17 protein-coding genes are annotated in these 24,967 nt (G+C 64.2%); 11 read left to right on the top strand and 6 right to left on the bottom strand.

Features of this window, described 5'->3' with window-relative positions:
- Positions 1–59: 59 nt before the first annotated feature.
- A complete protein-coding gene (locus FA85_RS01110; RefSeq protein ID WP_081907458.1) occupies positions 60–1,016 on the top strand; it encodes an NAD(P)-dependent oxidoreductase in 957 nt (318 codons plus the stop codon).
- Here the strand turns inward: FA85_RS01110 and FA85_RS01105 are convergent.
- Entirely contained in the window at positions 990–2,189 is a 1,200-nt protein-coding gene (locus FA85_RS01105) for an MFS transporter (RefSeq protein ID WP_255349720.1), read from the bottom strand. The genes FA85_RS01110 and FA85_RS01105 overlap by 27 nt on opposite strands.
- A gap of 119 nt (positions 2,190–2,308) precedes the next feature.
- On the opposite strand from FA85_RS01105, the gene FA85_RS01100 reads away from it, so the two are divergent.
- Positions 2,309–2,920, top strand: coding sequence for a TetR/AcrR family transcriptional regulator (locus FA85_RS01100; RefSeq protein ID WP_036112823.1), 612 nt, complete (start codon positions 2,309–2,311; stop codon positions 2,918–2,920).
- A gap of 165 nt (positions 2,921–3,085) precedes the next feature.
- Positions 3,086–5,263, top strand: coding sequence for a TonB-dependent siderophore receptor (locus FA85_RS01095; protein WP_036112824.1), 2,178 nt, complete (start codon positions 3,086–3,088; stop codon positions 5,261–5,263).
- A 39-nt stretch (positions 5,264–5,302) separates the two neighbouring features.
- Here the strand turns inward: FA85_RS01095 and FA85_RS01090 are convergent, their stop codons facing one another.
- Positions 5,303–5,581: a hypothetical protein gene (locus FA85_RS01090; RefSeq protein ID WP_036112826.1), complete on the bottom strand. Its 279-nt coding sequence runs from the start codon at positions 5,579–5,581 to the stop codon at positions 5,303–5,305.
- Between the two features lie 102 nt (positions 5,582–5,683).
- The gene (locus FA85_RS01085; protein ID WP_239739787.1) at positions 5,684–6,670 is read right to left on the bottom strand and encodes an AraC family transcriptional regulator; all 987 of its coding nucleotides are present in this window, start codon (positions 6,668–6,670) and stop codon (positions 5,684–5,686) included.
- On the opposite strand from FA85_RS01085, the gene FA85_RS01080 reads away from it, so the two are divergent.
- The 6 genes from FA85_RS01080 to FA85_RS01055 all read left to right on the top strand — a co-directional run bounded on the left by FA85_RS01080 (position 6,654) and on the right by FA85_RS01055 (position 15,120).
- Entirely contained in the window at positions 6,654–7,340 is a 687-nt protein-coding gene (locus tag FA85_RS01080; RefSeq protein WP_036112831.1) for an O-methyltransferase, read from the top strand. The genes FA85_RS01085 and FA85_RS01080 overlap by 17 nt on opposite strands.
- Positions 7,337–8,053 carry a siderophore-interacting protein gene (locus FA85_RS01075; RefSeq protein ID WP_036112834.1) on the top strand — a complete coding sequence of 239 codons (717 nt, stop codon included), beginning with the start codon at positions 7,337–7,339 and terminating at the stop codon, positions 8,051–8,053. The genes FA85_RS01080 and FA85_RS01075 overlap by 4 nt, the downstream gene beginning before the upstream one ends.
- A 118-nt stretch (positions 8,054–8,171) precedes the next feature.
- Positions 8,172–9,047 (top strand): hypothetical protein, encoded by an 876-nt coding sequence (locus FA85_RS01070; protein ID WP_036112837.1) that lies wholly within the window; start codon positions 8,172–8,174, stop codon positions 9,045–9,047.
- A gap of 193 nt (positions 9,048–9,240) precedes the next feature.
- Positions 9,241–12,693 carry a response regulator gene (locus FA85_RS01065; RefSeq protein ID WP_051943605.1) on the top strand — a complete coding sequence of 1,151 codons (3,453 nt, stop codon included), beginning with the start codon at positions 9,241–9,243 and terminating at the stop codon, positions 12,691–12,693.
- A 14-nt stretch (positions 12,694–12,707) separates the two neighbouring features.
- Entirely contained in the window at positions 12,708–13,538 is an 831-nt protein-coding gene (locus tag FA85_RS01060) for a CheR family methyltransferase (protein ID WP_036117510.1), read from the top strand.
- Between the two features lie 16 nt (positions 13,539–13,554).
- Positions 13,555–15,120 (top strand): response regulator, encoded by a 1,566-nt coding sequence (locus FA85_RS01055; protein ID WP_036112844.1) that lies wholly within the window; start codon positions 13,555–13,557, stop codon positions 15,118–15,120.
- Positions 15,121–15,194: 74 nt separating this feature from the next.
- Here the strand turns inward: FA85_RS01055 and FA85_RS01050 are convergent, their stop codons facing one another.
- The 3 genes from FA85_RS01050 to FA85_RS01040 all read right to left on the bottom strand — a co-directional run bounded on the left by FA85_RS01050 (position 15,195) and on the right by FA85_RS01040 (position 22,135).
- Positions 15,195–18,176: a TonB-dependent receptor gene (locus tag FA85_RS01050; protein ID WP_036112845.1), complete on the bottom strand. Its 2,982-nt coding sequence runs from the start codon at positions 18,174–18,176 to the stop codon at positions 15,195–15,197.
- 66 nt (positions 18,177–18,242) lie between these two features.
- Complete coding sequence (locus tag FA85_RS01045; protein ID WP_036112847.1) at positions 18,243–20,615, bottom strand: TonB-dependent receptor; 2,373 nt, start codon at positions 20,613–20,615, stop codon at positions 18,243–18,245.
- A 320-nt stretch (positions 20,616–20,935) separates the two neighbouring features.
- A complete protein-coding gene (locus FA85_RS01040) occupies positions 20,936–22,135 on the bottom strand; it encodes an MFS transporter (protein ID WP_036112848.1) in 1,200 nt (399 codons plus the stop codon).
- Between the two features lie 101 nt (positions 22,136–22,236).
- Here FA85_RS01040 and FA85_RS01035 point away from each other — a divergent pair, with 101 nt between their 5' ends.
- A complete protein-coding gene (locus FA85_RS01035) occupies positions 22,237–22,821 on the top strand; it encodes a TetR/AcrR family transcriptional regulator (protein WP_239709046.1) in 585 nt (194 codons plus the stop codon).
- Between the two features lie 197 nt (positions 22,822–23,018).
- Complete coding sequence (locus tag FA85_RS20675; protein ID WP_051943607.1) at positions 23,019–24,923, top strand: diguanylate cyclase domain-containing protein; 1,905 nt, start codon at positions 23,019–23,021, stop codon at positions 24,921–24,923.
- The last annotated feature ends 44 nt before the right edge of the window (positions 24,924–24,967 follow it).

Here is a 24,967-nt window from a genome sequence, read left to right as displayed (position 1 = left end):
ATCGATATGAATTTTCGCATGAACATTTGTGTACGTATCGGCCCCGCTAGGGCGCTCCGATGAGGGTGGCGTGGATCGGCCTGGGCAGCATGGGCGCCGCGATCGTTCCCCGCCTCGTGGCAGCCGGACATCGCGTGTCCGTATGGAACCGTTCGCGGGAAGCGATGGATGCGCTGGACGGCGTTGAAAGGCTCGAGCGAGCGGCGGACGCGTTCGGGCACGATGTGGTGATCAGCATGCTTGCCGATGATCGTGCGGTCCGCGACGTCTTGATCGAGAGCGGTGCCATTTCACGTGCTGGAAGGTCGACAATCCACATCGTGATGTCGACGATTTCGCTGGCGCTCGTGCAGCAACTAAAAACCTTGCATGACGAAGCCGGGATGGCTTATGTCGCCGCGCCTGTCTTCGGCGTACCGGCGGTGGCAGCTGCCGGAGCGCTCAATATCCTGGCCGCGGGATCGGAAGAAGCGATTGCATCGGCCCAGCCCTTGTTCGACGTGATGGGTAAAACCACGTGGCGTCTCGGTGCGGATCAGCGCATGGCGCATGTTGCGAAGATCGCCGGCAATCTGATGATTACCCAGGCCATCGAGTCCATGGCTGAAGCGACGGCGCTCACTGAAGCGTACGGCTTATCGGCGGACGTCTTCCTCGGCGTGGTGACGCAGACAATGTTCGCCAGTCCGAGCTATCAGCGCTATGCACATAATATCGCCCACGGCTCGTACGAACCGGGTTTCAAACTTTCCCTGGGACTGAAAGACGTCAATCTTGCGCGGGATGCGGCGGAGTCCGCTGCACTCGAGCTCCCCGCGATGAGCGTCGTGCGTGAAAGCCTTTCGCGAGCCGCGTCCGCCGGTCTCGGTAACGAGGATTGGTCCGCGCTCGCGAAAGTCGTACGTGGGGAGGTAAGCGGGGAGAGCGCTACCGTGACAGATGAGTGCGGTGTGCGCGGGGCGGGCAGGGCCGCCGTGCCGCCACGGCCCTTAGTGCGCGATGACCGGCCCGGATGACTGCCGCGCCCCTGGCGGGAAGCCGTGAGACCGTGCCGCGAACGCAATAGACAGTGCGGCGAGCGCGAGGACCAGCGTGGCCCACGGAAACGACACCGCTCCGAAGTGATCGAGCAGGACGCCGCCAAGCAGGCCGCCGCCGGCGATCGCGCTGTTCCAGGTCACCACGTTCATCGACAAGGCGACATCCGCCGCATCGCCTGCCGCATCGGCGAGGGCGGTCTGCAGGAGGGTGGCGGCACCGCCGAAGGTCAGTCCCCATACGGCGACGGCCGCGCATACCACACCGGGCGATCGCATGCCGAAGCCCAGCGCGAGACATGTCGCCGCGAAGACGGCGAGACTGCCAAGAACGGAAGGCCGCAGACCCCGGTCCACGGTACGACCGGTCGCGTAGATGCCTGCCAATGCCGCTACGCCGAAGACGAGAAGCAGCTTGTCCAGGTCTCTCAGCAGGCCGGAAGGTGTCGCCAACGGAGCGATGTATGTGTAAAGGATGTTGTGTCCGAGCATCCAGGTGAGCACGACGCCCAGGACAGGGCGCACACCGGGCATGCGTAGTACGGCGCGCAGGGCGTGCGATGACTTGGCTGGTTGCCCAGCGTAATCAGGGACCTTCAGTAGCACCCACGCGATCAGCACGAGCGTCAGGCCTGACATGCTGCCGAAGGCCCAGCGCCATCCGATGGCGGCCCCCAGCCACGTTCCGACCGGCACGCCCAGCGCCAGTGCGATCGGGGTACCCACCATCGCCAGTGCCATCGCCTTGCCTTGCTGGGCGACGGTGACCATGCGTCGCGCATAGCCTGCCAGCAGGCTCCATGCAAGACCGGCCGCGGCACCGGCGAAGAATCGGGCGACCAGTGTCAGCGTAAAGCTGGATGACCACGCCGTAAGTGAGTTGAAGACGAGGAAGCCAACGATCGACAGGAGGAGCACGCTGCGCCGCCGCCAGTTCTGCGTCGCGACGGTCAGGGGAATGGCCGCGATCAACGAGCCCGCGGCATAGGCCGTCACCGTCTGTCCGGCCGCGGAAGCATCAATGCCCAGACCGTCGCCGATCTGTGTCAGCAGCCCGGCGGGAAGGGTCTCCGTGACGATGCAGGTGAAGCCGGTCATCGCGAGGGCGAGTAACGCGGCTATGGGGAGCTTGGGGTCTGAAGGCTTTGCCACCGGAATTCCTGAATTGATCGAGTTGTGTATCAGTCGATACAAAAGTAGGCGGTGGCGGTCTCGTGGTCAAGGACTTCTGTATCGAGTAGTATATAAATCATCCAACGGAGGACCTTTCGATGGCTCAGATGGGGCGACCGCGCGGCTTCGATCGCGACGCCGCGGTAAAGCAGGCGATGCACCTGTTCTGGGAGCGTGGGTACGAATCCACCTCGCTGAACGACCTGAAAGCAGGTATCGGCGGCGGGATATCGTCGCCAAGCCTTTACGCGGCTTTCGGTTCGAAGGAGGGTCTGTTCCACGAGGCGGTCGAGCTGTATCTCGCGACGCACGGGCAGGTCATGGAATGCCTGTGGGACGCATCGCTGTCGCCACGTGAGGCCATCGAACAGTCGCTGCGTCGCTCAGCGCGCATGCAATCCGAGCGTGGCCATCCGCGCGGCTGCTTGATCGCGCTGGGGGCAATGGGCGCCTGCTCGCCGGAGCACGCCGACATCGACAAGCCAGTGAAAGCCGCACGCGAACGGAATAAGGCGGGGCTGCTCGCCTGCGTGAGACGCGGTATCGCACAAGGCGACTTTCCCGCGGAGCTGGACGCCCACGCAACCGCTATGGCGCTTTACGGCTTCCTGCTGGGCATGTCGATCATGGCGCGTGACGGTGCGTCGCGCGCCATGCTGGAAGGCGCGGTGAGCCGGATGATGGATTTCTTAGGACCGGCACTTAAGTAGCTTCTGCAAAGAAAGCTTAGTTTTTGCTGATGCGAATGCATTCGATTTGCGTTAATATCTCGCCGCGAAACGATGAGCCAGCCCTGCGGCAAGCCCTAGTCGTCACATGAATCGGGACGGCCAGACGGCCGTTCCATGGGTTTTTGCTTGCCTGGGGTTTTTGCCATGTCTCATCGTTCATCGAGCCAGCTGCGGCTGACTTTGCTTTGCCTTGCCCTCAGCGCGGCGCTGCCCGCGATGGTCCACGCCGAAACGGCCGTTGAGGACGCCGACAAGGACGCCAAGGACAAGAAGACGACCACCCTGGACACGGTCAACGTGAAGGGCCAGGCCGTCTCGGTGTACACGACGGACCAGACCAGCGCGACCACGCGCCTGCCGCTGACCCTGCAGGACACCCCGCAGTCGATCAGCGTGATCACCGAGCAGCGGATCAAGGACCAGAACCTGACCAACCTGCGCGACGTGCTGGACAACACCACGGGTGTCTCGTCCACGGCGTACGATTCCGAGCGCGTCGTGTTCTGGTCGCGCGGCTTCCAGATCGAGAACATGTCGTACGACGGCGTGCCGATCGCGTCCAGCCTGAACATCAGTTCGGCCGACTCGTCGCTGGACACCTCGATCTATGAGCGTGTCGAAGTGATACGCGGTGCGACCGGTCTGCTGAGCGGCGCCGGCAGCCCGTCGGCCAACATCAACTTCGTTCGCAAGCATGCGGACAGCCGCACGGCCGAAGCCGATGTGAGCGTGAGCTACGGTTCCTGGAATACCCAGCGCGAGACCGTGGATGCTTCCGTCCCGCTCAATAGCTCGGGCAGTGTGCGCGGCCGCTTCGTCGCCGCGCATGAGGATGGCGACTCGTACCTCGACCGCTACCACAACCAGAAGAACGTGGCCTATGGCGTCATCGACGCCGACCTCGACGACAACACCACGCTGAGCGTGGGCTACGACTGGCAGAAGACGCGTCCCACGGGCGTCACCTGGGGTTCGTATCCGGTGTATGACGATGCGGGCGGCTTCATCAAGTGGCCGCGCAGCTTCTCGCCGGCGGCTGACTGGACCCACTGGAACAACACGACGCAGACCGCTTTTATTGACCTCAAGCACAGCTTCGACAATGGCTGGCAGCTGCACGCGATGGCGAGCCACCGCAAAACCGATGCGGACTCCGCGCTGTTCTACGTTTACGGCTGGCCCAACCGCGAAACGGGCGAGGGCATCACGCCGTACGCGTACAAGAGCTTCCAGCGCGGCAGCCAGAACAACCTGGACCTTTATGCGTCCGGTCCGTTCAGCGCATTTGGCCGTGAGCACGAGCTGGTCGTGGGTGTCACCGACTCGCACTACCGTACCGACTATTTCGAGTACCCGCATGGCGATCTGCCGGACGTGGGCAACTTCCTCGAGTGGACGGGCAACTACCCGTACCCGGACTTCTCGTCGGTCGCGGACCGTGTCTCGATCGCCCGGACTGAGCAGAGTGGCGCGTACGCCGCGGCTCGCCTGTCGCTGGCCGACCCCCTGAAGCTGATCATCGGTGCCCGCTATGCCAGGTGGAAGAACGACACCAACGACAGCACGGCGGGGATATATCACGAGACCGCCAGCAAGACGATCCCGTACGCCGGCTTGATTTACGACATCACGCCGACTTACTCCGCGTTCGTCAGCTACACGCAGATCTTCGATCCGCAGAACAACCGCAAGGGAGACGGCAGCTTCCTCGAGCCCGTGCTGGGCACGAGCCGCGAAGTGGGCGTCAAGGGTCGCCACTTCGACGGTGCACTGAATACCTCGCTGGTCTTCTTCGAAACCCGGCAGGACCATGTGGCCGACGCGCTTCCGGGCGTCTACCTGCCGGACGGCATCACCCAGGCCTACCGGTCGGTTGACGGTACGAAGTCGCGCGGCTATGAGTTCGAGGCATCCGGCGTGCTGTCGCGTGACTGGAACGCGACGCTCGGCTGGTCGCACTTCAACGTGAAATCGCCGGACGGTGGTGCGCTGCGTCCCTCGTTGCCACGCACGCTGGTTCGCCTGTTCACCTCGTACACGCTGCCGGACGCATGGAGCGGGCTCACCGTGGGTGGCGGTGTGAACTGGCAGGGTCCGTCGAAGGCGTATGTCGACGGTGCCAGCGGGCCGAACATCCTACGCCAGTCGTCAGTGACGCTGGTCAGCGCGATGGCCCGCTACGCCTTCAACGACCGCGCATCCGTGCAGTTCAACGGCGACAACCTCCTCAACAAGAACTACTTCGTGCTCGACGATTCCAGCGACCTGTATTACGCGCCGGGCTCGACCTGGACGCTGTCGTTCAACTACAAGTTCTTCTGATAGAACGTCTCGACAAGCCGGAGGAAGATCGCCGGCTTTTCAGCTGCCCATGCGGGAGCGGATGGCCGACTGAAACTGCTCCAGCGTGATGTAACCGCGATGCTCGCTGTCGATGTCGTCGAAGTGCTCGGCGATGCGCGGCATACCCGCTTTCGCCTCGTCACGGGTCAACTTGCCATCGCGGTCCTTGTCCGCCTGGTTGAAACGCTGTGTCAGCTGGGACATGGCCTGCTGCGCGCGACCGCCGGCTTCCTGGGGCGAAGCGATGGCGAAGGTCGGGACAATCATCAGGCAGGCGGTTACGTAGAGGTATCGCATATCGGCTCCTCGGGACGTGGCGGTATGCCTCGTCGTCGGGAGCAGGTTAGTCACCGGGTGCGTTGCGTATGTGTCGGAAGCGGCGAAACTTGTTTCAAAACGTTACCGGCGCTCAGCCATGTATCGCCCCGGGGACGTTCCCAGCGCCTTGCGGAACATGGTCACGAAACTACCGGCGCTTTCATAGCCCAGCCGCTCCGCGACGCTCTGAACGGTCGATCCCGTGCCAAGCCACCTGACGGCCAGCATCAGGTGGATCTGCTGGCGCCAGCGGCCAAAGCTCATGCCGGTTTCCCGGGGAAGGATGCGGGCCATGGTTCGTTCGCTGAGTCCGACGCGAGCGGCCCAGCTATGCATCGTGCCGCGGTCGGCGGGCGCGGCCATGATCATGGTGGCGATTTTGCGCAGGCGGGCGTCCGTGGGCATAGGCAGGTGGAGGTTGCCTGTCGGCATCGCCGCGATTTCGTCCAGCAGCAGCGTTACGACGTGCGATTCGATCCCGCCCTCGGGATAGAGCAGGGGGAAGCTCGCCGAGCGGATCATGAGCTCGCGTAGCAGCGGGGAGACCGTGATGGAGCAGCATTCGGCCGGCATGTTCGCCGTCACCGCCGGATCGATGAAGAGCGTATAGCCTTCGAGTCGGCCGGCGATCGTGATGTTGTGCAGCACGCCGCCGGGTACCCAGATGGCGTGCTGGGGCGGCACCGTCCAGAGGCCGCTCTCGACTTCGCAACTGGCGATGCCGCGCACCAGCATCATGAGTTGCGCCTTCCGGTGCCGATGAAAATCGGTCTCGATCGGGCTCAGGTTCTCGGCGACGACACCGAACGTGATGGCGGGCCGGGGAACGTCATCGGGTTCGATCCATTCGGCATTCTCGGCGCCGGGCGTGGGCGAGTCGGTAAGGATCGGCATGCGATGGGCCTGTACCCGGTCCGGGTAGCGGTGGCAGGAATTCCAAACATTCTGGCGTTCTTGCGCAATGGCAGCAAGCTCGTCGCGGCCTAGGCTGTCCGTCGATGGCTGGCGGGCTCTCCGGCAGCAGCTCACCCTTATCCGGAGAACCGGCAGCATGGAAACCTTGAGCACGGGGCGTGTCGCTGACACGCTGGCACGTCTTTTCGCGGAAGCGGAGCTGGCGGATCGCCCTCTGATGGAGCGGTTTGCGGAGGTCGAGATCGACGATGCGTTCTTCGCGCAGCAGATCGCGCTGGAGCAAAACGACCTGCGCGGCGTCTACCATGGTTACGCGGAAAACTTCCTCAACGTGGCGCCTGAATACGGCCGCTTTCTCTATCAGTGTGCGCGTGCCGGCCGAGCCACCCGGATCGTCGAATTCGGGACATCGATGGGCGTATCGGCCATTTATCTGGCCGCCGCCTTGCGCGATATGGGTGGCGGTCAGCTGGTGGGCAGTGAGATCGAGCCGGCCAAGGCCGAGCGAGCGCGTGCGAATCTTGCATCCGCCGGACTCGCGGAGTTCGTGGATATCAGGGTCGGCGATGCGCGCGAGACGCTGTTGGACGTGGGTGGCCCCATCGACATGGTGCTGCTCGATGGCGCCTTCAGCCTCTATCTGCCGATACTCAAACTGCTCGAACCTCATCTCACGTCGGGGGCGGTCATACTGGCGGAGAACGCCTTCGATCACGGCAACGACTACCTCGACTATGTGCGCGATCCGACGCACGGCTACCTGTCACAGCCCATCCCGGTGAGCGAAGGGCGGGGCAACGAATATTCGGTGTTCGTGCGATGACGGGGCAGCCCGGCCGGTTCGGGAAGACGCTGATCCGCATGTTCATGAAGCAGGCGCAGGTGACCGCGGTCGAGACCCTTGCGGGCGGATTCCATTTGATTTCGCTGCAGAGCGACGCCTTCAGAGACGTGGCGTGGGCACCCGGGCAAAAAGTGCAGGTCGCCATGGGATCCGCGTTCACGGCCCGAACCTTCACGCCCGTCGACTGGAATGCGATATCGGGAAGAGCAAGGATTGTGGGCTATGCGCACGGAGACGGGCCTGGTGCCCAGTGGCTTCGGGGTGTGATGCCAGGTGTGCCATGCGATGTTTTCGGCCCTCGTGCATCCCTCGATCTGAGCGGTGTGCAAGGCGAGCCCGTGGTATTCGGTGACGAAACCTCGATGGGTCTGGTGTATGCCGTTGCCCAGCGGTTCCCCCATCAGAAACTGCACGGCATCCTGGAGGTCAGTCACGCAGCCCGTGCCGGTGAGGTCATCGCCCGGCTGGCGCTCGAGGGTGTGGAAATTCACGAGCGTTTGCCGGAGGACGCCCATTTCCCGGCCGTAGAGCGCCGCTTCGCCGCGCTGGCCGCCACACCGGCCAGCTTTGTTCTTACGGGCAAGGCGACATCGATACAGCACGCCAGCCGCGCGCTGAAGGCACTGGGTGTGTCTCGGGCGCGCATGACGTCTAAGGCGTATTGGTCCCCCGGTAAAACGGGCCTCGACTGACGTTGGCGAATTCAATCGCACGGCGTCCTCGTGCGATAGCGGGATGCTGGAATCGTGTGTGGAGCAGGACGCAGAATGAGGTCTTCGTGCCTTCTGCGACTCGCCCCCGGAATCCATCATGCGATCACACGTTCTTCTTGCCGCCATGGCCCTGTTCGTCGCTCCAGCCTCGTTCGCCGCGACGCAGGATTATTCGGTCGGGCCGCAATATGACACGACGCACGTCTATGTGGCCCCCGGCGACGTCGACGCGTTCGTGCGCAGTTTTGCCGCGACGTTCGGCGGTCAGTCCACGCCGCAAGCCGTCGTCACGGTCACTCCGACGCCATCGTCGACGTCATCTCAGCTGGTGAAGAGCCCCGTGGGCGCGATCTCCGTATTCGGCTTCCGCACACCGGTGCCGTATCCGTTCGGGCTGGAGCGCACGGGTTATCTGGTGACCGATCTGGATGAGGCGGTCAGGGCGGCCAATCATGCAGGCGCCGCTACGCTGGTGGCGCCCTTCGATGATCCCATCGGTCGCGACGCGGTGGTGACGTGGCCGGGCGGCGTGAACATGCAGCTCTACTGGCACACGAAGAAATCCGAATACGCCCCACTGGCGCACGTGCCCGAGAACCGCATCTATCTGCCGGTGCAGTCGGCTGACGTTTTCGTCAAGGCGTTCGTCGCTTTCGCGCATGGCAAGGTCGTATCGGACGAGCGTGCCGCTCCGGTGGCGGATATCGGCGGCAAGAGCGGCGTGTTCCGTCGTATCCGTATCGAATCGGGCTACGGCAAGGCGACTGTGCTGGTGACGGATGGGCACCTCGACTGGCCCTATGGCGCGGAAACCACGGGCTACGAGGTCGGCGATCTGGACGCGACGCTGGCACGTGCGCGCGACAATGGCGTAAAGGTCCTGGTCGACATCCATGCGGAAAGGGATCGCCGCGCCGCGATGCTGCAGTTCCCTGGCGGCTACGTCGCGGAAGTGCACAGCGCTGCCAGGTGATCGGGTGCCCGCGATTCGACGGGGTAACATGCCAAGGCCATGACGACTTCCGGATGGATCGTCGTGAAGAGGGTGTGAAAAATGACCTCTCGAATCGCTTGCACACCGGCGCTTTGGCAACACATGGTGGGCGAGACTGTCGGGACCGTCATGATATCTTAGGCAGCTAACAGGGCGGCTTTGGACAGGCGGTATGACTTCTCAGGTTTCCGGCGCATCGCGCTCACGCGCGGTGGACCAGCGCACATCGCTGGCACTTATCGTCGTCATCGTATTTTTCCTCGTGACGGGTCTGCTTGCCTGGCAGAATATCCGGAGCATCCGCGACAACAACGAGAAAGTCATTCACTCCCAGCAGACCGTCACGGCGCTGAGTGAGATCCTTTCCAGCGCGCAGGATGCGGAGACCGGACAGCGTGGGTTCCTGCTCACCGGCAACGATCGCTACCTCGAGCCCTATCGCGCGGCTGTCGCGGGCGTACCGGCCCGACTCGACACCGTGCGCGATGCCCTCAGGGACAATCCGGCGCAGCTTGCGCGGCTGAAGGAAGTCGGCGCCCGCCTGGGCGACAAGTTCGCGGAACTGAAAACCACGATCGAGCTGCGTCAGACGCAGGGCTTCGATGCGGCCGTGGCGGTGGTCAACAGCGACCGGGGCAAGGCCGCGATGGATGCCATCCGGTCGCAGCTGGGCACCATGCAGACGGAAGAGCTGGCACTGCGCGACAAGCGTGTCGCAGAAATGACCTCCGCGTACAGCAGTGCGCTCACCAGCGGTATCCTCAGCGCGCTGCTCGGCGTCGCGCTGACGGTGGTCGTGGGCGTGCTGATCCGTAATGCCTCGCGGGCGCGTCAGCGCAGTGAGTGGCTGCAGGCCGGCCAGCTGGAACTCGCCAGCGTGATGCGCGGTGACCAGGGCACCGACGAACTGGGTGCGAACGTTCTCGCCTTCCTGGCCCGCTTCCTCAATGCGCAAGCCGGCGCATTGTTCGTCAATGCCGCGACGTTCTTCGAGCGGATCGGTGTGTACGGGCTTGCGCCAGGGCATGACACGGTCGAGCGTTTCCTGCCCACCGAGGGCTTGCTCGGCCAGGCGGCGGCGGAACAGCGCATGCTGGTGGTCAATGACGTGCCGGACGGTTATCTCTCCGTCGGCTCGGCACTGGGCAAGGAAAAGCCCCGCCAGCTCGTGATGCTGCCCGTCCTGGTGGACGGTGAGGTCAACGGCGTGCTGGAACTCGGGTTCTTCCGTCCGATCGACGATGACGCGCTGACGCTGCTCGACGAGGTGGCCTCGGACATCGGCGTTGCGCTGCGGTCGGCGACCTACCGTGCCGAGTTGAGCCGCCTGCTCGAAGAAACGCGGCGGCAGTCGGATTCGCTGCAGCACCAGAGCGAAGAGCTGCGCGCGTCCAACGAAGAGCTGGAAGAGCAGAGCCGTGCCCTCAAGCAGTCCCAGCACGAGCTCGAACAGCAGCAGGCGGAACTCGAACAGACCAACGCCCACCTCGAAGAACAAGCCAGCCAGCTCGAAGTGCAGCGCGACGACCTCTACCGCGCCAACGAACAGATCGAAGCCAAGGCGGAGGAAGTCCAGCGTGCCAGCCGCTACAAGTCGGACTTCCTGGCCAACATGTCGCACGAATTGCGGACGCCGCTGAACTCCGCCCTCATCCTGTCCAAGCTGCTCGCGGACAATCCGCGCGGCAATCTGACCGAGGAGCAGGTGAAGTTCGCCCGTACCATCCACTCCTCGGGCAACGACCTGCTCACGCTGATCAACGACATCCTCGACCTGTCGAAGATCGAGGCGGGCCATATCGCCATCCAGCCGGAGCCGTTCGCGGTCGACCGGATGGTCAATGGCCTCATTCCGGGTTTCCAGCCGATCGCCGAACAGAAGGGGTTGTCCTTCGAAGTGACGATGTCGCCGGGTTGTCCGGCTGTGCTGGATACGGATCGTCAGCGCCTGGAGCAGATCCTGCGCAACCTGTTGTCCAATGCGTTCAAGTTCACGGAAGAGGGCGGCGTACGCGTCGACGTATCGGCAGGTACGCAGGGGGATGTCGTCTTCACGGTCAGCGACACCGGTATCGGCATCCCCATCGAGCAGCAGCGGCGTATCTTCGATGCGTTCCAGCAGGCCGATGGCACCATCAGCCGCAAATACGGCGGCACGGGCCTCGGCCTGTCGATCTCGGTCGAGCTTTCGCGGCTTCTGGGCGGCGGCATCACCGTGGAGAGCGAAGTCGGGCAGGGCAGCACATTCATCCTGACCCTGCCACTCAGCATCGCCGATGCCGGTGTCGACGCCGCCGCCAGCAGCGCGTCACCGGCGCGTCCTCGCATCGCCGCGTCGGGCCAGGGTCATGCGCCGCCGCCTCGTGTCGAAACCCCCGCTCCCGCGCCGGCCATCGTTCCGCGCATCCCCGACGATCGCGAAGACGAGGCCGATAACCGCCGCGTCATCCTGGTCATCGAAGACGACGAGGCCTTCGCGAGGATCGTGCTGGATCTGGTTCGCGAGATGAACTTCCGCGGCCTGGTGGCTACCAGCGCGCAGGAAGCGCTGGCGCTGGCGAGGAAGTTCCTGCCGCATGCCATCGTGCTGGACGTCGGCCTGCCGGATCAGTCGGGCCTCTCCGTGCTCGATATCCTCAAGCGCGACGTGCGCACGCGCCATATTCCGATCCATGTCGTGTCCGCGGAGGACCATTCGCACGCGGCGTTGTCGATGGGCGCCATCGGCTACCTGATCAAGCCGGTGCGCCGCCCCCAGCTGGTCGAAGTCCTGGACAAGCTGGACGCCCGTCTGTCTCGCGACGTGCGACGTGTCCTCGTGGTCGAGGACGACGACGTGCAGCGCGACGCCATCCGCAGTCTGCTTTCGACGGCGGACGTCGAAACCGTGGACGCGGGCACGGCGGCCGAATGCCTGGAGCTGCTCAAGAGCCAGACCTTCGACTGCATGGTGCTCGACCTCTCCCTGCCGGACGCGTCGGGTCTGGCCTTGCTGGAAACGCTCAGCGCCGAAGGCATCTACGCCTTCCCGCCGGTCATCGTCTATACCGGGCGCGACCTCACGGCGGAAGAAGAGTCGCGCCTGCGCGTCTATTCCCGCTCGATCATCATCAAGGGCGCCAAATCGCCCGAGCGTCTGCTCGACGAGGTGTCGCTGTTCCTGCACCAGGTCGTGACCGATCTGCCGGCCGAGCACCAGCGCATGATCCAGGAAGCCCAGCACCGCGACGCCGTGCTGGAAGGCCGCCGCATTCTGGTCGTCGAGGACGACGTGCGTAACGTCTACGCGCTGATCAATATCCTCGAGCCGCGCGGATGCGTCCTCACGGTCGCACGCAACGGCAAGGAGGCGATCGAGGCGCTGAACAAGGCGGCGGATGTCGACGGACAGCCGATGGACCTCGTGCTGATGGACGTGATGATGCCGGTCATGGATGGCCTGACCGCGACGCGTCATATCCGTAGCGACTTCCGCTGGAAGAAGCTGCCGATCATCACCCTGACCGCCAAGGCGATGCCGGACGATCAGGAAACCTGCCTGGCGGCGGGGGCCAGCGACTACATGGCCAAACCGCTCGACGTCGACAAGCTGCTGTCTCTGGTCCGCGTGTGGCTGGCGCGATGATTTCGCCCGTGGAAATGACCGATCGCGTCGAGGCGATCGAGATCGACCTTCTGCTGGAGGCGCTGTACCAGCGCTTTCACTACGATTTTCGCGGTTACTCCAAGGCGTCGGTCAAGCGGCGCCTGAAGCAGCTGCGCGAAAGGCTGGGCTATCGCACTTATTCCGCGATGCTGGAAGGCCTGCTTCACGACCCCTCGGTCGTGCCGCAGGTGATCAGCTACCTCACCGTCCAGGTCAGCGAGATGTTCCGCGATCCGTCGTACTTCCGCGCGCTGCGGGAGCATGTCGTGCCGCACCTGCGTACCTATCCCTCGCTGAAAGTCTGGGTCGCCGGCTGCAGCAGCGGTGAAGAACTCTACTCGCTGGCCATCCTGTTCCGGGAAGAAGGGCTCGAGCAGCGCACGATGTTCTATGCGACCGATATCAATCCGGGTGCCCTGGAGGCCGCGTCGGCCGGCGTCTACAACCTGGACCGGATTCGCGGGTTTACCGAGAACCACCAGCAATCGGGCGGCCGGTCCTCGCTCTCCGACTACTACACGACCGGATACGGCAAGGCGACGTTTGATCGCAGCCTGCGCGAACGCGTGGTGTTCTCGGACCACAGTCTGGTCACCGATGCGGTCTTCGGGGAGATGCACCTCATCTCGTGCCGCAACGTGCTCATCTATTTCGACAACACGCTTCAGGATCGTACGCTGAAGTTATTCAACGACTCCCTCATTCGCAGGGGATTCCTGGGGCTCGGGTCCAAGGAGAGCATCCGCTTCTCCAGTCAGGCCGCCGCGTTCCAGGATTTCGTGCAGGGCGAGAGGATTTACCAGAAGACTTCCGACGATGCTTAAAGACACAAGTACCGCTATGAGCCCGGTTTATTTCCTGCTCGTCGACGACCTCGAGGACAATCTCCTCTCGCTGGAAGCGCTGCTCCGGCGCGAAAACCTCGTCCTGCTGAAGGCGCGCTCCGGCGAGGAGGCGCTCGAGCTTTTGCTGGTTCACGACGTGGCGCTGGGCCTGCTCGACGTGCAGATGCCCGGCATGGATGGTTTCGAGCTTGCCGAGCTGATGCGCGGCAACGATCGCACTCGGCATGTGCCGATCATCTTCCTGACGGCGAGCACGGCGGACAACCAGAGAAAGTTTCGTGGATACGAGGCCGGTGCGGTCGATTTCATCCAGAAGCCGATCGAGTGGGACATCCTGCGCAGCAAGGCCAACGTGTTCTTCGACCTCTACCGTCAGAAGCAGCAGATCGCCGACCAGCGCGACCGGCTCGAAGCCTATGCCGAGACCCTGACGCGTTCGGACCGCTACAAGGATCAGTTCCTGGCGATCCTGGCGCACGAGCTGCGCAATCCGCTGACCCCCTTGCGCATGGGACTCGACGTGCTTCGTGGGCATCCCGCGCGGGAGCGCACCGAACAGATTCACGGCGTGATGGATCGGCAGCTGGTGCATCTCGTACGGCTGGTCGACGACCTGCTCGACGTATCCCGCGTGAGCCAGGGGAAGATCGCGCTGCAGCGGACGAAAGTGCGGATCGCCGACATTGTCGAGGCCGCGCTCGAGGCAAGTCAGCCCTTCGTGGATGGGGGCAAGCACGCCCTGCGGGTCGACGTCGCCGATACCCCCATGTGGATCGACGGCGACAAGACGCGACTGACCCAGATCGTCGGCAACCTGCTGAACAATGCGGCCAAGTACACGCCGACCGGCGGCTCGCTCGCCGTGGATGCCACCCGTGAGGGTGACGAGGCGGTGATCGTGGTGTCCGACAACGGCATGGGCATCCCTCCGGCCATGCAGGCGAATATCTTCGAGCTCTTCACACAGGTCGGTGAGCACCTGACCCGTTCACAGGGCGGGCTCGGTATCGGCCTTGCGCTGGTGAAGCAGCTGGTCGGCATGCACGAGGGATCGATCTCGGTCAGTAGCGAAGGCGAGAACCAGGGCAGTCGCTTCACCGTTCGCCTGCCGCTTCTGCCGCTCGAGCAGCCGGCTGACCGCGTCTTGTCGTCGGACGACCGGGGCGCGAACGACGAGCGCCTCAAGGTCCTCGTCATCGACGACAACGTGGATGTCGCCGAGACGATCGGCTGGTTGCTTCAGGAGATGGGCCACGAACACCATGTGGTGCTGGATGCACGGCTGGCCCTCGACGCGGCGCACGCGTTTCAGCCCGACGTGGTCCTGCTGGACGTCGGCATGCCGACGATGAGCGGCTACGACGTCTGCCGCGCATTCCGTCAGGATGCCTTGCTGAAGCACCTTCCGATCATTGCCCAGACGGGCTGGGGTCAGGCCAACGATAAGGCGGCTACCGCCGAAGCCGGCTTCAACCATCACCTCGTCAAGCCGGTCGGCGCCGTCGATTTGCGGGATGCACTCGCGCTGGTGACCGACCCGGCCCGGAACGTCGTGGTGTAGGACCGTGCCTGCGCGCGAAACCGTGTGGACCGGGTTTCGCGAGCAGGCGCGATCCTGCATGGCGCCCTTTGCTGCTAGTAGTCGTAGCTCACGCTGAGGCGCACATAACGCGGCACCTGCCTGACGACCGCCTGACCGTACTGTGGATCGGCCACGCCAGGGTCCGTCTGCGAGTACGGATACCTGTTCAGCGGCCGCTGCTCGTTGAAAGCGTTGAACACGCTGGCGGTAAAGGCAAGCTTGCCTTCGCCGAACGCCGGCTTGTAGGTCGTTCCCAGATCGAGCTGGCGGACCCACGGCAAGCGACCCTGCTTGCCGGGCGGTGACGCGACGCCGGCGCAGTAGTGGTATGACCCGCCGTACTTGCCCGGATCCGTATCGTCGGGGCCGTAATAGCCCAGGCAGATTTTCGGCGATCCTGAGGTGAGGCTCAGGTTGGCCGATACGAGCCATTCGGGGGTCAGCTGGTAATAGCCATACCATTTCAGCTGATGCGTGTGGTCGTTGTTCGTCGGGCCGTTGGTGTTTTCCATGATGTAGCTGTTGTCCCAGTCCTCGCTGGTGGACGCCGCCGTCTGCTGGAGATCGGAACGGAGCTGCCCCTCGGTGTTGCCGTAGCTGCGCGAGAACACGTAGTCGACCTTGCCGTACCAGCGACCGTCGAACGGATGCTCGAGGAAGCCTTCGAGCGAGTAGTAGCGACGCTTCAGTCCCTGAAAGCCCAGCTCGTTGTTGCTCAGCGGTACGCTGACGAGCCGGCCGGAGGCGTCGCTCACATTGAACGTATTGGCCCGGCCCGGATTGAACAGGTAGCAGCTGTTCGTGGTGGTCACGTCGTAACCCAGTTCCGCCGCCTTGGCGACGATGCGATCGGTATCGCAGTAATCGTCGATGGCGCTGCGCAGAATCCGCTGCGTAAGCTTCGCCCCGTAGACCCAGTCGTGCCCCAGCGTCCTGGTAAAGCCGAGAATGAACTCGTCCTGATACTCGGACTTGAGGTTGCTGGCGGTCACGGTGCGTGGATCGGGCAGCACGCCGTAGTAGTTGTTCGACGATACCGGCTGCGAGAACGAGGTCAGCCCGGTCGGCAGGCCCTGCGCATCGATACCGCCATAGGTAAAGTACTGCGAGGTACTGAGCGATGCGCCAGCGGCGTTGAGGCCGGGGTTCAGCGGCAGGCCGAGGTAGTAGCGCCCCGCGTTGCCGTACACCTTGAAACTGGAATCGCCGTTCACGTCCCAGCTGAAGCCCAGACGCGGTGCCCACTGAGGACGATGCTGCGTGACATAGGCATCGCCGTCGCGGTTGTAGTTCTCGAACTGGTCGTTACGCAGGCCCAGCGACAGCAACCACCGATCGTTCACCTGCCACTTGTCCTCGACGTACTGGGCCCTCTGGTCGGCGCGCACGCTCGCGAGCGAACTCACGACGTGGCGTACGACGTAGTAGCCGCCCTGGCCGTTGACGACGCCGCCCGTGGCCGGCACACCGAGACCGGTGGAGATCGGCGTATCGGGATCGGCCTGGCCGTAAGTCCAGTAATAGCCAGGGCCCGAGGCCTCGGACCCCTGATCGAGAGCTTTCGTTACCTGGTTGTCGATACCGGCGCTCAGGGTGTGATCCCCCAGCACATACGTGATGTCGAACCGTGTGTTGGTGCTGCGTGTACCTCGGCCCGGGTTCGTGAGCGTCGCGAGCGTCTGGTTGTTGCCGATCGGCGAGCCGCCGTTGAGCGCCGGGTTCTGGTTGATCAGTCCGCTCGCGTAGGTCAGGCTTTCGTCGTATGAGCCCGGCTGGTCGTACTGGTTGAGCTTCATCTTGCCGTAGAGCGCGGAGACGGTCAGGTTGTCGGTGATGTAACCGGTGTATTTGCCGGACCACACGTCACCACCGGTCTTGATGTTGTCGTCGGCGCCAATGCGCTGACCACGGCTCAGTGCTGAGTAGTCGTAATCGTAGATGGTGCCCTGCGTCTCCCGCTTGCTGGAGGCACTGGTGAACTCGAGGATGTGATTGTCCGTGATGTTCCAGTCGATCTTGCCGTACCAGCTTGGCGAGCCGTAGCGGTACTGTACATCGGGTTTCGTGCTATCCACGGCGTTATGTGTCGAGCCTTGCTCGCGCGTGAACTCACCTGCGAGGAAGAAGAACAGCTTGTCCTTGATCAGCGGGCCGCCGACGTAGCTGCTGACCGTGGTGATCCAGTCGCGGTCCTGCCGTCCGGGCTGGTAAAGGCTGCCGGCGACGGGCGAGGAAGGCAGGCCGTTGGTGTAATAGGTGTTCGCCGTTTCCGAACGCGCAAACGCCGGTTCCCAGAGCACCTGTCCGCCGAAATGCCACTCGTTGGTACCGCGCTTTCCCACCTGGTTGATGACACCGCCGTCGGAACGTCCGTACTGGGCGCTGTAACCGCCCGTGTAGACTTCCTGCTGATCGATCGCTCCGTAGGGCAGGGAGATACCACCGAGTCCGCGCTGTGGATCGGTCACGTTATAGCCGTTGATGTAGTACGCGTTCTCGCTGGCGGCGGAGCCACCGAAGCTGTTCAACGACGCGCCCGTCGGCCCGGTATAACCGCCGGCATTGGAGATCACGCCGGGAGCGAGCCGGGCGATTTCGTCGGCGTTGCGAGCCAGCGGAAGCTTCGAGAGCTGATCGGCGTTGATCACCGTGCGCGAATCCACGGCGGTCACGTCGATGTCCGGAAGCCGCGAGGCGTCGACCTTGACGCCTTCGAGGTCGGAGGTCGCCGCACCGAACGAGACATCCGTCGACGCGCCCACGCGAAGGCCGATGTCCTTGCGCGTTTCCACATCGGCGCCGTTGCGCCGCAGTGTCACCGAGTAAGTGCCCAGCGGCAGCTGGCTCGCGCTGTACCGTCCCTTCGCGTCGACACCGACTTCGCGGGTCAATCCATTGCCGCCCTGTACGACGACCGTCGCACCTTGCGCGTCGTTCACCTGGCCTGAAATGGCACCGGTGGTTGACTGCGCCCATGCCCCATGGTTACCGATCGCCGCGATCAGGGCCGCCGCCAGCAAGTGCCGGCGCATCATGATTCTGGATTGCACGTTCTAGCATCCCCTGAGTGGTCTGAAAGCCTCTGTAGCCCCGGAAAACGGTCACCAGCGATAGGCGACACGCGTGTACAGATACCGTCCGCTGTAGCCGAACGGCGAGTAATCGGGATAAGGCCAGGTGCCTCCCACGGCACCATCGCTGCCGCTCTTGTATTTCCGCGGGTAGACGTTGGTAAGGTTGTCGACGCCTGCGGTGAAGGTCCATCCATGCGTCGCGTAGCTCGTGGAGAGATCGAGCAGCCAGCGCGCCGGAAATACCTGGTCGAATCCGGGGTTGCTCACCGGATCCTGGTTGACGGCGAACTGGCCGTAGCGGGTGAGCGCGCTGTGGACGCTCCATTTACCCAGCGCGTAGTCGGCGCCAAGGGCGATCTTGTCGCGTGGCGCGCCGTTGGTGATGTAGCCCTGCGCGATGTGCCCGACGCGCACCAGTTCCAGCCCGCTCTCGGCCAGCGACGCGGGATTCGGCGCCACGGACAGGATCGAAGTGTGGTTGCGGTTGTAAGCCGCCGTGAGCTGCAGCTTGCCCGCGTTGCCGAAGTCGATGCGATAGCCGCTGCTCAGGTCGATGCCCCGGGTGCGCGTCTTCAGGGCATTGGTGAAGTAGCTCCCGCCCTGGATGTTGGCGAAACCTTGTCCCTCCAGGTATGCCTGCACCGGGTCGCCGACGAGGTTCTCCGACGGCACGATACGGTTACCGATGGTGATCTGGTACAGGTCGAGTGACAGCGTCCAGGTCCCCGGCGCATACACGGCACCCAGCGTGTAGTTATGCGACTTCTCCGGCTTCAGTGGCTCGGCGCCCAGCGCGCGCGCCACCGGGTCGCTCACCGCGAAGTTTCGGATCTGCGTCGGCACACCGCCGATCACATTGGTCGACGTGGTGGTGTAGTACTGCTGAGGAAGCGATGGCGCGCGGAAGCCGGTCGCCGCCGTGCCGCGCAGCGCGAAGCTGTCCGTGAAGTCGTATCGCGCGGACAGCGTTCCCGATGTGGTATTGCCGAAGTCGCTGTAATCCTCGTGCCGGATCGCCAGCGAACCGCTCAGCTTGTCGGTAATCTGATTCTCCAGGCTGACGTATTCGGCCACGTCGTGGCGGCTGTGCTGTCCCGCATCGGCGGGCTGGAAGCCGGGGAAGCCTTGCGAGCCCGTGCCAAAGTACGACGCCGGGTCGCCAGCCTCGATCTCATATTGCTGGTGCAGGTACTCGAGCCCGAAGGCGAGTGTCACGGGATTATTGAGCCAGCTCACGTCGAGGTCGCGGGCGATGTCGACGTCGAAGGCTTTCTGAGTGGCAATCAGGCGACCTGCGTTGAAGCGGGTGGGGCTCGCGGCACCGAGGTCGACGTTGAGCGTGTGGATCGGGTCGATACTGACGCGGTCGCGTCCGTAGTTGCCGCTGATATCCCAGCGCCATCCACTCGCGGTGGTGCCGCGCACGCCGGCGACGACGGCGCTGTCGATCGAGCGGACATCGTTGAGCGGGAGGTAGCCGTTGGGGTAGATGGAGCGTACGTTGCGTGCGCTGTCGTAGGTGCGGAACAGGGCAGGCGAGGTACCTTCGCGGCTGCTGGTACTGGCGAAAGCATAGAAGTCGATGTCCGACGCCAGCGCGTACTGCACGTTGAGCAGCGCCTGATGGGTGCTGATGTCCGGCTCGCCGATGCGCTGCGTCTGATGGCCGTAAACAGGCGAAGAAGGATCGCGATAGTCGCGGCCGCCACGATTCGTGGCGTCCGCGTGCCCCTGCACGACGCTCAGGCGAGCGAAGCCTTTGTCACCGCCCAGCGGCACGCCAAGGCTTGCCTCACCTTGCCACTGTCTGCCGTCGCCGGCGCTCGATCGTCCCGCGGTGATGCTCGCTTCGTTGGTGCCGTCGCCCGCGGCGCCCTTCAGCACGATGTTGATGACGCCAGCGATGGCGTCCGATCCGTACTGAGCGGACGCACCGTCACGCAGTACTTCGATGTGATCGATCGCCGAGATCGGTATCGAGTTGAGGTCGGCCGGTGCCGAGCCACGACCGAGCGCACCCTGCAGATTGAGCAATGCGCTCGTGTGCCAGCGCTTGCCGTTGACGAGCACCAGGGTCTCGTCGGGTGAGAGACCGCGCAGCGCCGCGGGGCGCACGATGCCGGAGCCGTCGTTGCCCGGCGCACGCGGGAAGTTGAATGACGGAGCGAGGCGCGACAGCACCGCGCCGAGCTGCGTATCGCCGAAGGATTGCAAGTCCTGCGCCGACACCACGTCGATCGGCGAGAGCGAACTGCTCTGGCTCCGGTTGACCGAGCGGGTACCGGTCACGACCACGGTCTGCAGCCTGGCGGCGTCTTCCTGCGCTTCGGAAACGGGAACGTAAAGACTGGCTGCGATGACGACGGACAGCGACAAGCGCGCGGGCAGGGCATGCCTCATGAATGAATTCCTGGATTTTACGGACGGCGACACGTCAACGCGGCGGCAGGCCGCGCGTGGCACAGTGGGGGCGATCGGAGGGGGTGGGTCCGCCGGTCAGGCGGAAGCGCGCAGGGGCGCTACAGGATCAGGCGAGGCGACAACAGCAACACGCACCGATCGACATGGCGATCGGGTGAGGCGTGTGGGTTGACTGCGGCATGATCAAGATGGGTTTACCTCGAAGGACGTCCAGAAGTCTGGGCGTTTAGAAGTCCGAATGGTGAACCCATGCTGGTGCAGTGCGTTTCGAATGTCAACTAGCCGCAAACGTCGGAGCTTCAGCCGGGGCTGGGTGCGCGAACGTGGCGGCGTTGCAGCACGATCCAGCCGATGGCGGCGGTCGTGAGTACGAGGATGGTCGCGCTGTACAGGTTGACCGCGGCAATCAGTCCTTCGTGCTGCACGACGAAACCCAGAGCGATGGCGGGTGCGCTGAATGACAGGTAGCTCTCGATATAGAACACGCCCATGAGATGGCTGCGCTCATGCGGCGCGGCGAGGGGGAGTACGGTGCGCAACGAGCCCAGGAAGGCGCTGCCGAATCCCGCGCCCGCCAGCACCGAGCCCGTGAGCAGACCGGTCGTGCTTCCGTGTACCGCCGCCCAGCGGATGCACGCCGTGCCGGCGGCAAGCAACGTGGCACCGGCAAGCAGGGCATGCAGTGCGTGCCGCTTCATCGCCAGCCATACGGCGGCCGCACCGGTCAGCGTCAGCAAGGCCACGCTCGCGCCGCCGAGCCACAGCGAGGAAGAATGCGATGCCTGCGCGATCAGCGTTGGCATGAGTGAGAGGTAGAACGCGCCAAGCATCCACAGCGCGATGTTCAGGGGCGATACCGCCAGCAGGGCCGCCCGTGCGCTGGGCGGCACGCTGACTCTGGGGCGCAGGCTGGCAAGAACGCCTGGCCGCCGCACGACCGTTTCGGGGGTGCGCCACGTGAGTACCGCGCAGAGGATCAGGAGCAAACCCATCACGGCATAGACCAACGACAGGGGCGCGGGGGCCAGCTGGGCGAGGGCGGTGCTGCCCAGCGCGCCCGCGGCGAGGCCGACCAGGGGAGCGATGCTGTTGAGATCCGGGCCGCGTCTGGGATCCGTGTCCATCAGGGCCGCGCCGAGCGTGCTGGCGGCGAGGCCGGTCGCCGCGCCCTGGACCGCCCGCGCGAGCAGCAGGGCGGGCGCCGAACCGGCGATGATGAAGAGCAGCATGGATAGCAATTCCAGTGCGATCGCCATGCCAATGACCGGGCGCCGCCCCAGATGATCGGACAGCCGGGCCCCGGTCAACAGCGCCGCCAGCAAGGCGATCGCGTACATGGCGAACACGGCGGTGAGCCAGGTCGCGGAGAAGTGCCAGGTCTGCTGGTAGACGCGATACAGCGGCGTGGGCGCCGAGGACGCCGCGAAAAACACGAGCAGCGTCAGGCCATGGGTCAGCAGCGCACCGGTCGTGCTGGGTGTCGTACGGGGCGAGGACATGCGATACTTTCCACTAAAGCTAAGAATATGCATTAGTAAGCTACCCCTCCTTTCTCACTAAAGCAAATAAATTGCGTTAGTACTGACAGCTTGTAAGACCTATGACCGACGTTTCAGACATGCCCGACCCTGCGTCCCGCCCTGGTCCTCGTCCGGGCGGCCGCAGCGCGCGCATCCAGGCCGCCGTCCATGCGGCGGTGCGCGAGCTGCAGGACGATGCGGGCCGCGAAGGTCTCACGGTTCCCGCGATCGCATCGCGCGCCGGGGTGACCGCGTCGACGATCTACCGCCGCTGGGGCGACCTCGGACGGCTTCTTGCCGACGTGGCGGTCGAACAGCTGTGGCCCGAAACACCGCCGGCCGACGAGGGATCGTTCGAGGCGGACCTTCGTGCGTGGCTGGAGCAGTACGTCGACGAGATGACGTCGGTGCCGGGACGAGCGATGCTCCGCGACCTGCTCGGTACACAGGATCACGCGATGGCAGGGAAGTGCCTGACCTTCTGCACGCAGCAGATCGACGTGATCCGCGAGCGAGCGCTCGATCGTGGCGAACATCCCGTCCCCACTATCGACATCATCGACGGGGTCATCGCCCCGGTGATGTTTCGTATCGTCTTCGCGAACGCGACGCCCGTCCCGGAGGACGTCGACCGCTGGACGCGGACGGCGCTTCAGCCGCGATGACCGTTATCGTCGGCAAGCGCAGCGGATATCCATTCCTGGCGTGAGCCCCTGCGGTCGTGCGCCTGACCGCCAATTTATCGCCGCCGGGCGTGGCACCGAATTTGCTTCACGCTGGCATGGCCCCAACGCATCCCCGTCCAGCGATACCCGAACCGCGCCCGCAGCGCCTGAGCCGTCTTGTCGACCGTGCGCTTCGGATGGGCGCCGCGCTGATCGGACTGCTCATCGTCTGCGGGGTGGCGACGACAGGCGCCTTGCTGATCGCGCAGGGCAGAGTGGCTCACAGTTACGACGTGCTGCATGAAACCTCGCTGGTGCGCGAAGACGTGCAGGCGCTGCGGCTCCGGGTGGGCATTTTTATCGTCCGCGGCGATCGCGCGTCGCGTGACGATGTCGCCGCCTCCATCCGCTCCGCCCGTGCGCGACTGGCGTCCCTGCGCGCCCTCGTGGGTTCGAACCAGGCGCAGAAGCCGCTGCTCGATCAGCTTGCCGGTGCCTTTGAAGAGCGTGTGCGCAGCTCGACCAGGCTGATGTCGACGGCCGACTTTTCCGCGGCGATCGAAAGTCGCGCCCGGGCGATGACGGAGCCGGCTTATCAGGTCGTCAATGCCCGCCTCATGGATTCGATCGACCGGATGGAACGGGCTGAAGAGCTGTTGCTGGCGGAACGGCGATCGCGTCAGAGCGGCATCCTCCTCGTGCTCGGTATCACTCTGGGTGGTCTGGTTTTCTGGGCGGTGGCGATCCTTGCCAGGTTGCGTCGGGCCGCGCACGACCTGATCGGCGAACTCTCCGCGGCCTATCGCGACACGGCATTGAGCAAGGCCGAACTGGAGGCGTTCATCGATGCGTCGCCACTGGGCCTGTTTCACCTCGACGAGAAAGGCTTGCCGACGTACTTCAACGCCGAAGCCATCCGGATGGGTGAACTGGTGACCGAGGGTGGCAGCGTGGCGGACTGGCTGGCCAGTGTGCATCCCGAAGATAGTGATGCCCTGAGCAGTGCATGGCACCGGCTGCTACGCACCAACGAAAGTCTCGAGGAGATGTTCCGGCTGGTCCGTAAGGATGGCTCGCCGGTCTGGGTCGAATCGCATCTGGCGCCGGTGCTTGTCGAAAACCGTACCACGGGTTTTGTCGGTGTCTGCCGTGACCTGTCGGAGCGCAAGGCGCTGGAAGAAAATCTTTTTGCCGCCAAGGAGGCCGCCCAGGTCACTCTCGAATCGATCGGCGACGCGGTGATCGCGACCGATGCGGAAGGCGTGATCACCTTTCTGAATCCGCGCGCCGCCGTCTTGCTCGAAACCGAAGCGCAACTCGGCGTCGGCATGCCAGTGGATGAACTGCTGCAGCTGGTCGACGAGGATGGCGAGGCCAGTCCGACGTCGCTGCTCCGGGCGATCGCGGAAAACCGTACGATCGATGTGATCAAGCCGAGGCGCCTCGTCCTGTCGGATGGCACGCGACTCGATATCGAAGACGTCGCCGCGCCCATCCGCAATCGTCAGGGCACGGTCATCGGCGGCGTTCTCGTCTTGCGCGATGTGAGCATCGCGCAGGCTATCGCCGAACGCATGCGTCACCTCGCGGAATACGACGTTCTGACGGATCTTCCCAACCGGCTGCTGTTCGAGGACCGGGCCCGCCAGGCCCTGCATGCGGCCATTCGTCATCGTGCGCGTGTCGGCTTGCTGTATATCGACCTGGACGGCTTCAAGCAGGTCAATGACACGCATGGTCACGGCGCGGGGGACGAACTCCTCCGGCAGGTGGCTGCATGCCTGGAAAGTACCGTGCGCCTTACCGATACCGTATGCCGGATCGGCGGCGACGAGTTTGTCGTGCTCATGCCTGAGGTCAGTGACGGCGAGGGGGCGATGAACCTGGCGGAGAAGATCGTCGCCGCCGCGCAGGGACGCTTCAGCTGGCACGGCGAGCCACTGGACGTGACGTTCAGCGTCGGTGCCGCGCTTTATCCGGACCACGCAACGGACGTCATTGCGCTCATGCGGCAGGCCGACCACGCCCTGTATCGCGCGAAACAGTCCGGGCGCAATCGCGCGCTCATGGCGCCGGAAGCGGCGAACACCGTCTCAGTCTGACTCTCGCCGATCCGCCCGGCCGGGTGCTTGCGGGTCGCGGCCGA

Origin of the sequence: Luteibacter mycovicinus (assembly GCF_000745235.1) — a bacterium.
GTDB classification, from domain to species: Bacteria; Pseudomonadota; Gammaproteobacteria; order Xanthomonadales; family Rhodanobacteraceae; genus Luteibacter; species Luteibacter mycovicinus.
This window is presented reverse-complemented; position numbering and strand designations above follow the sequence as displayed.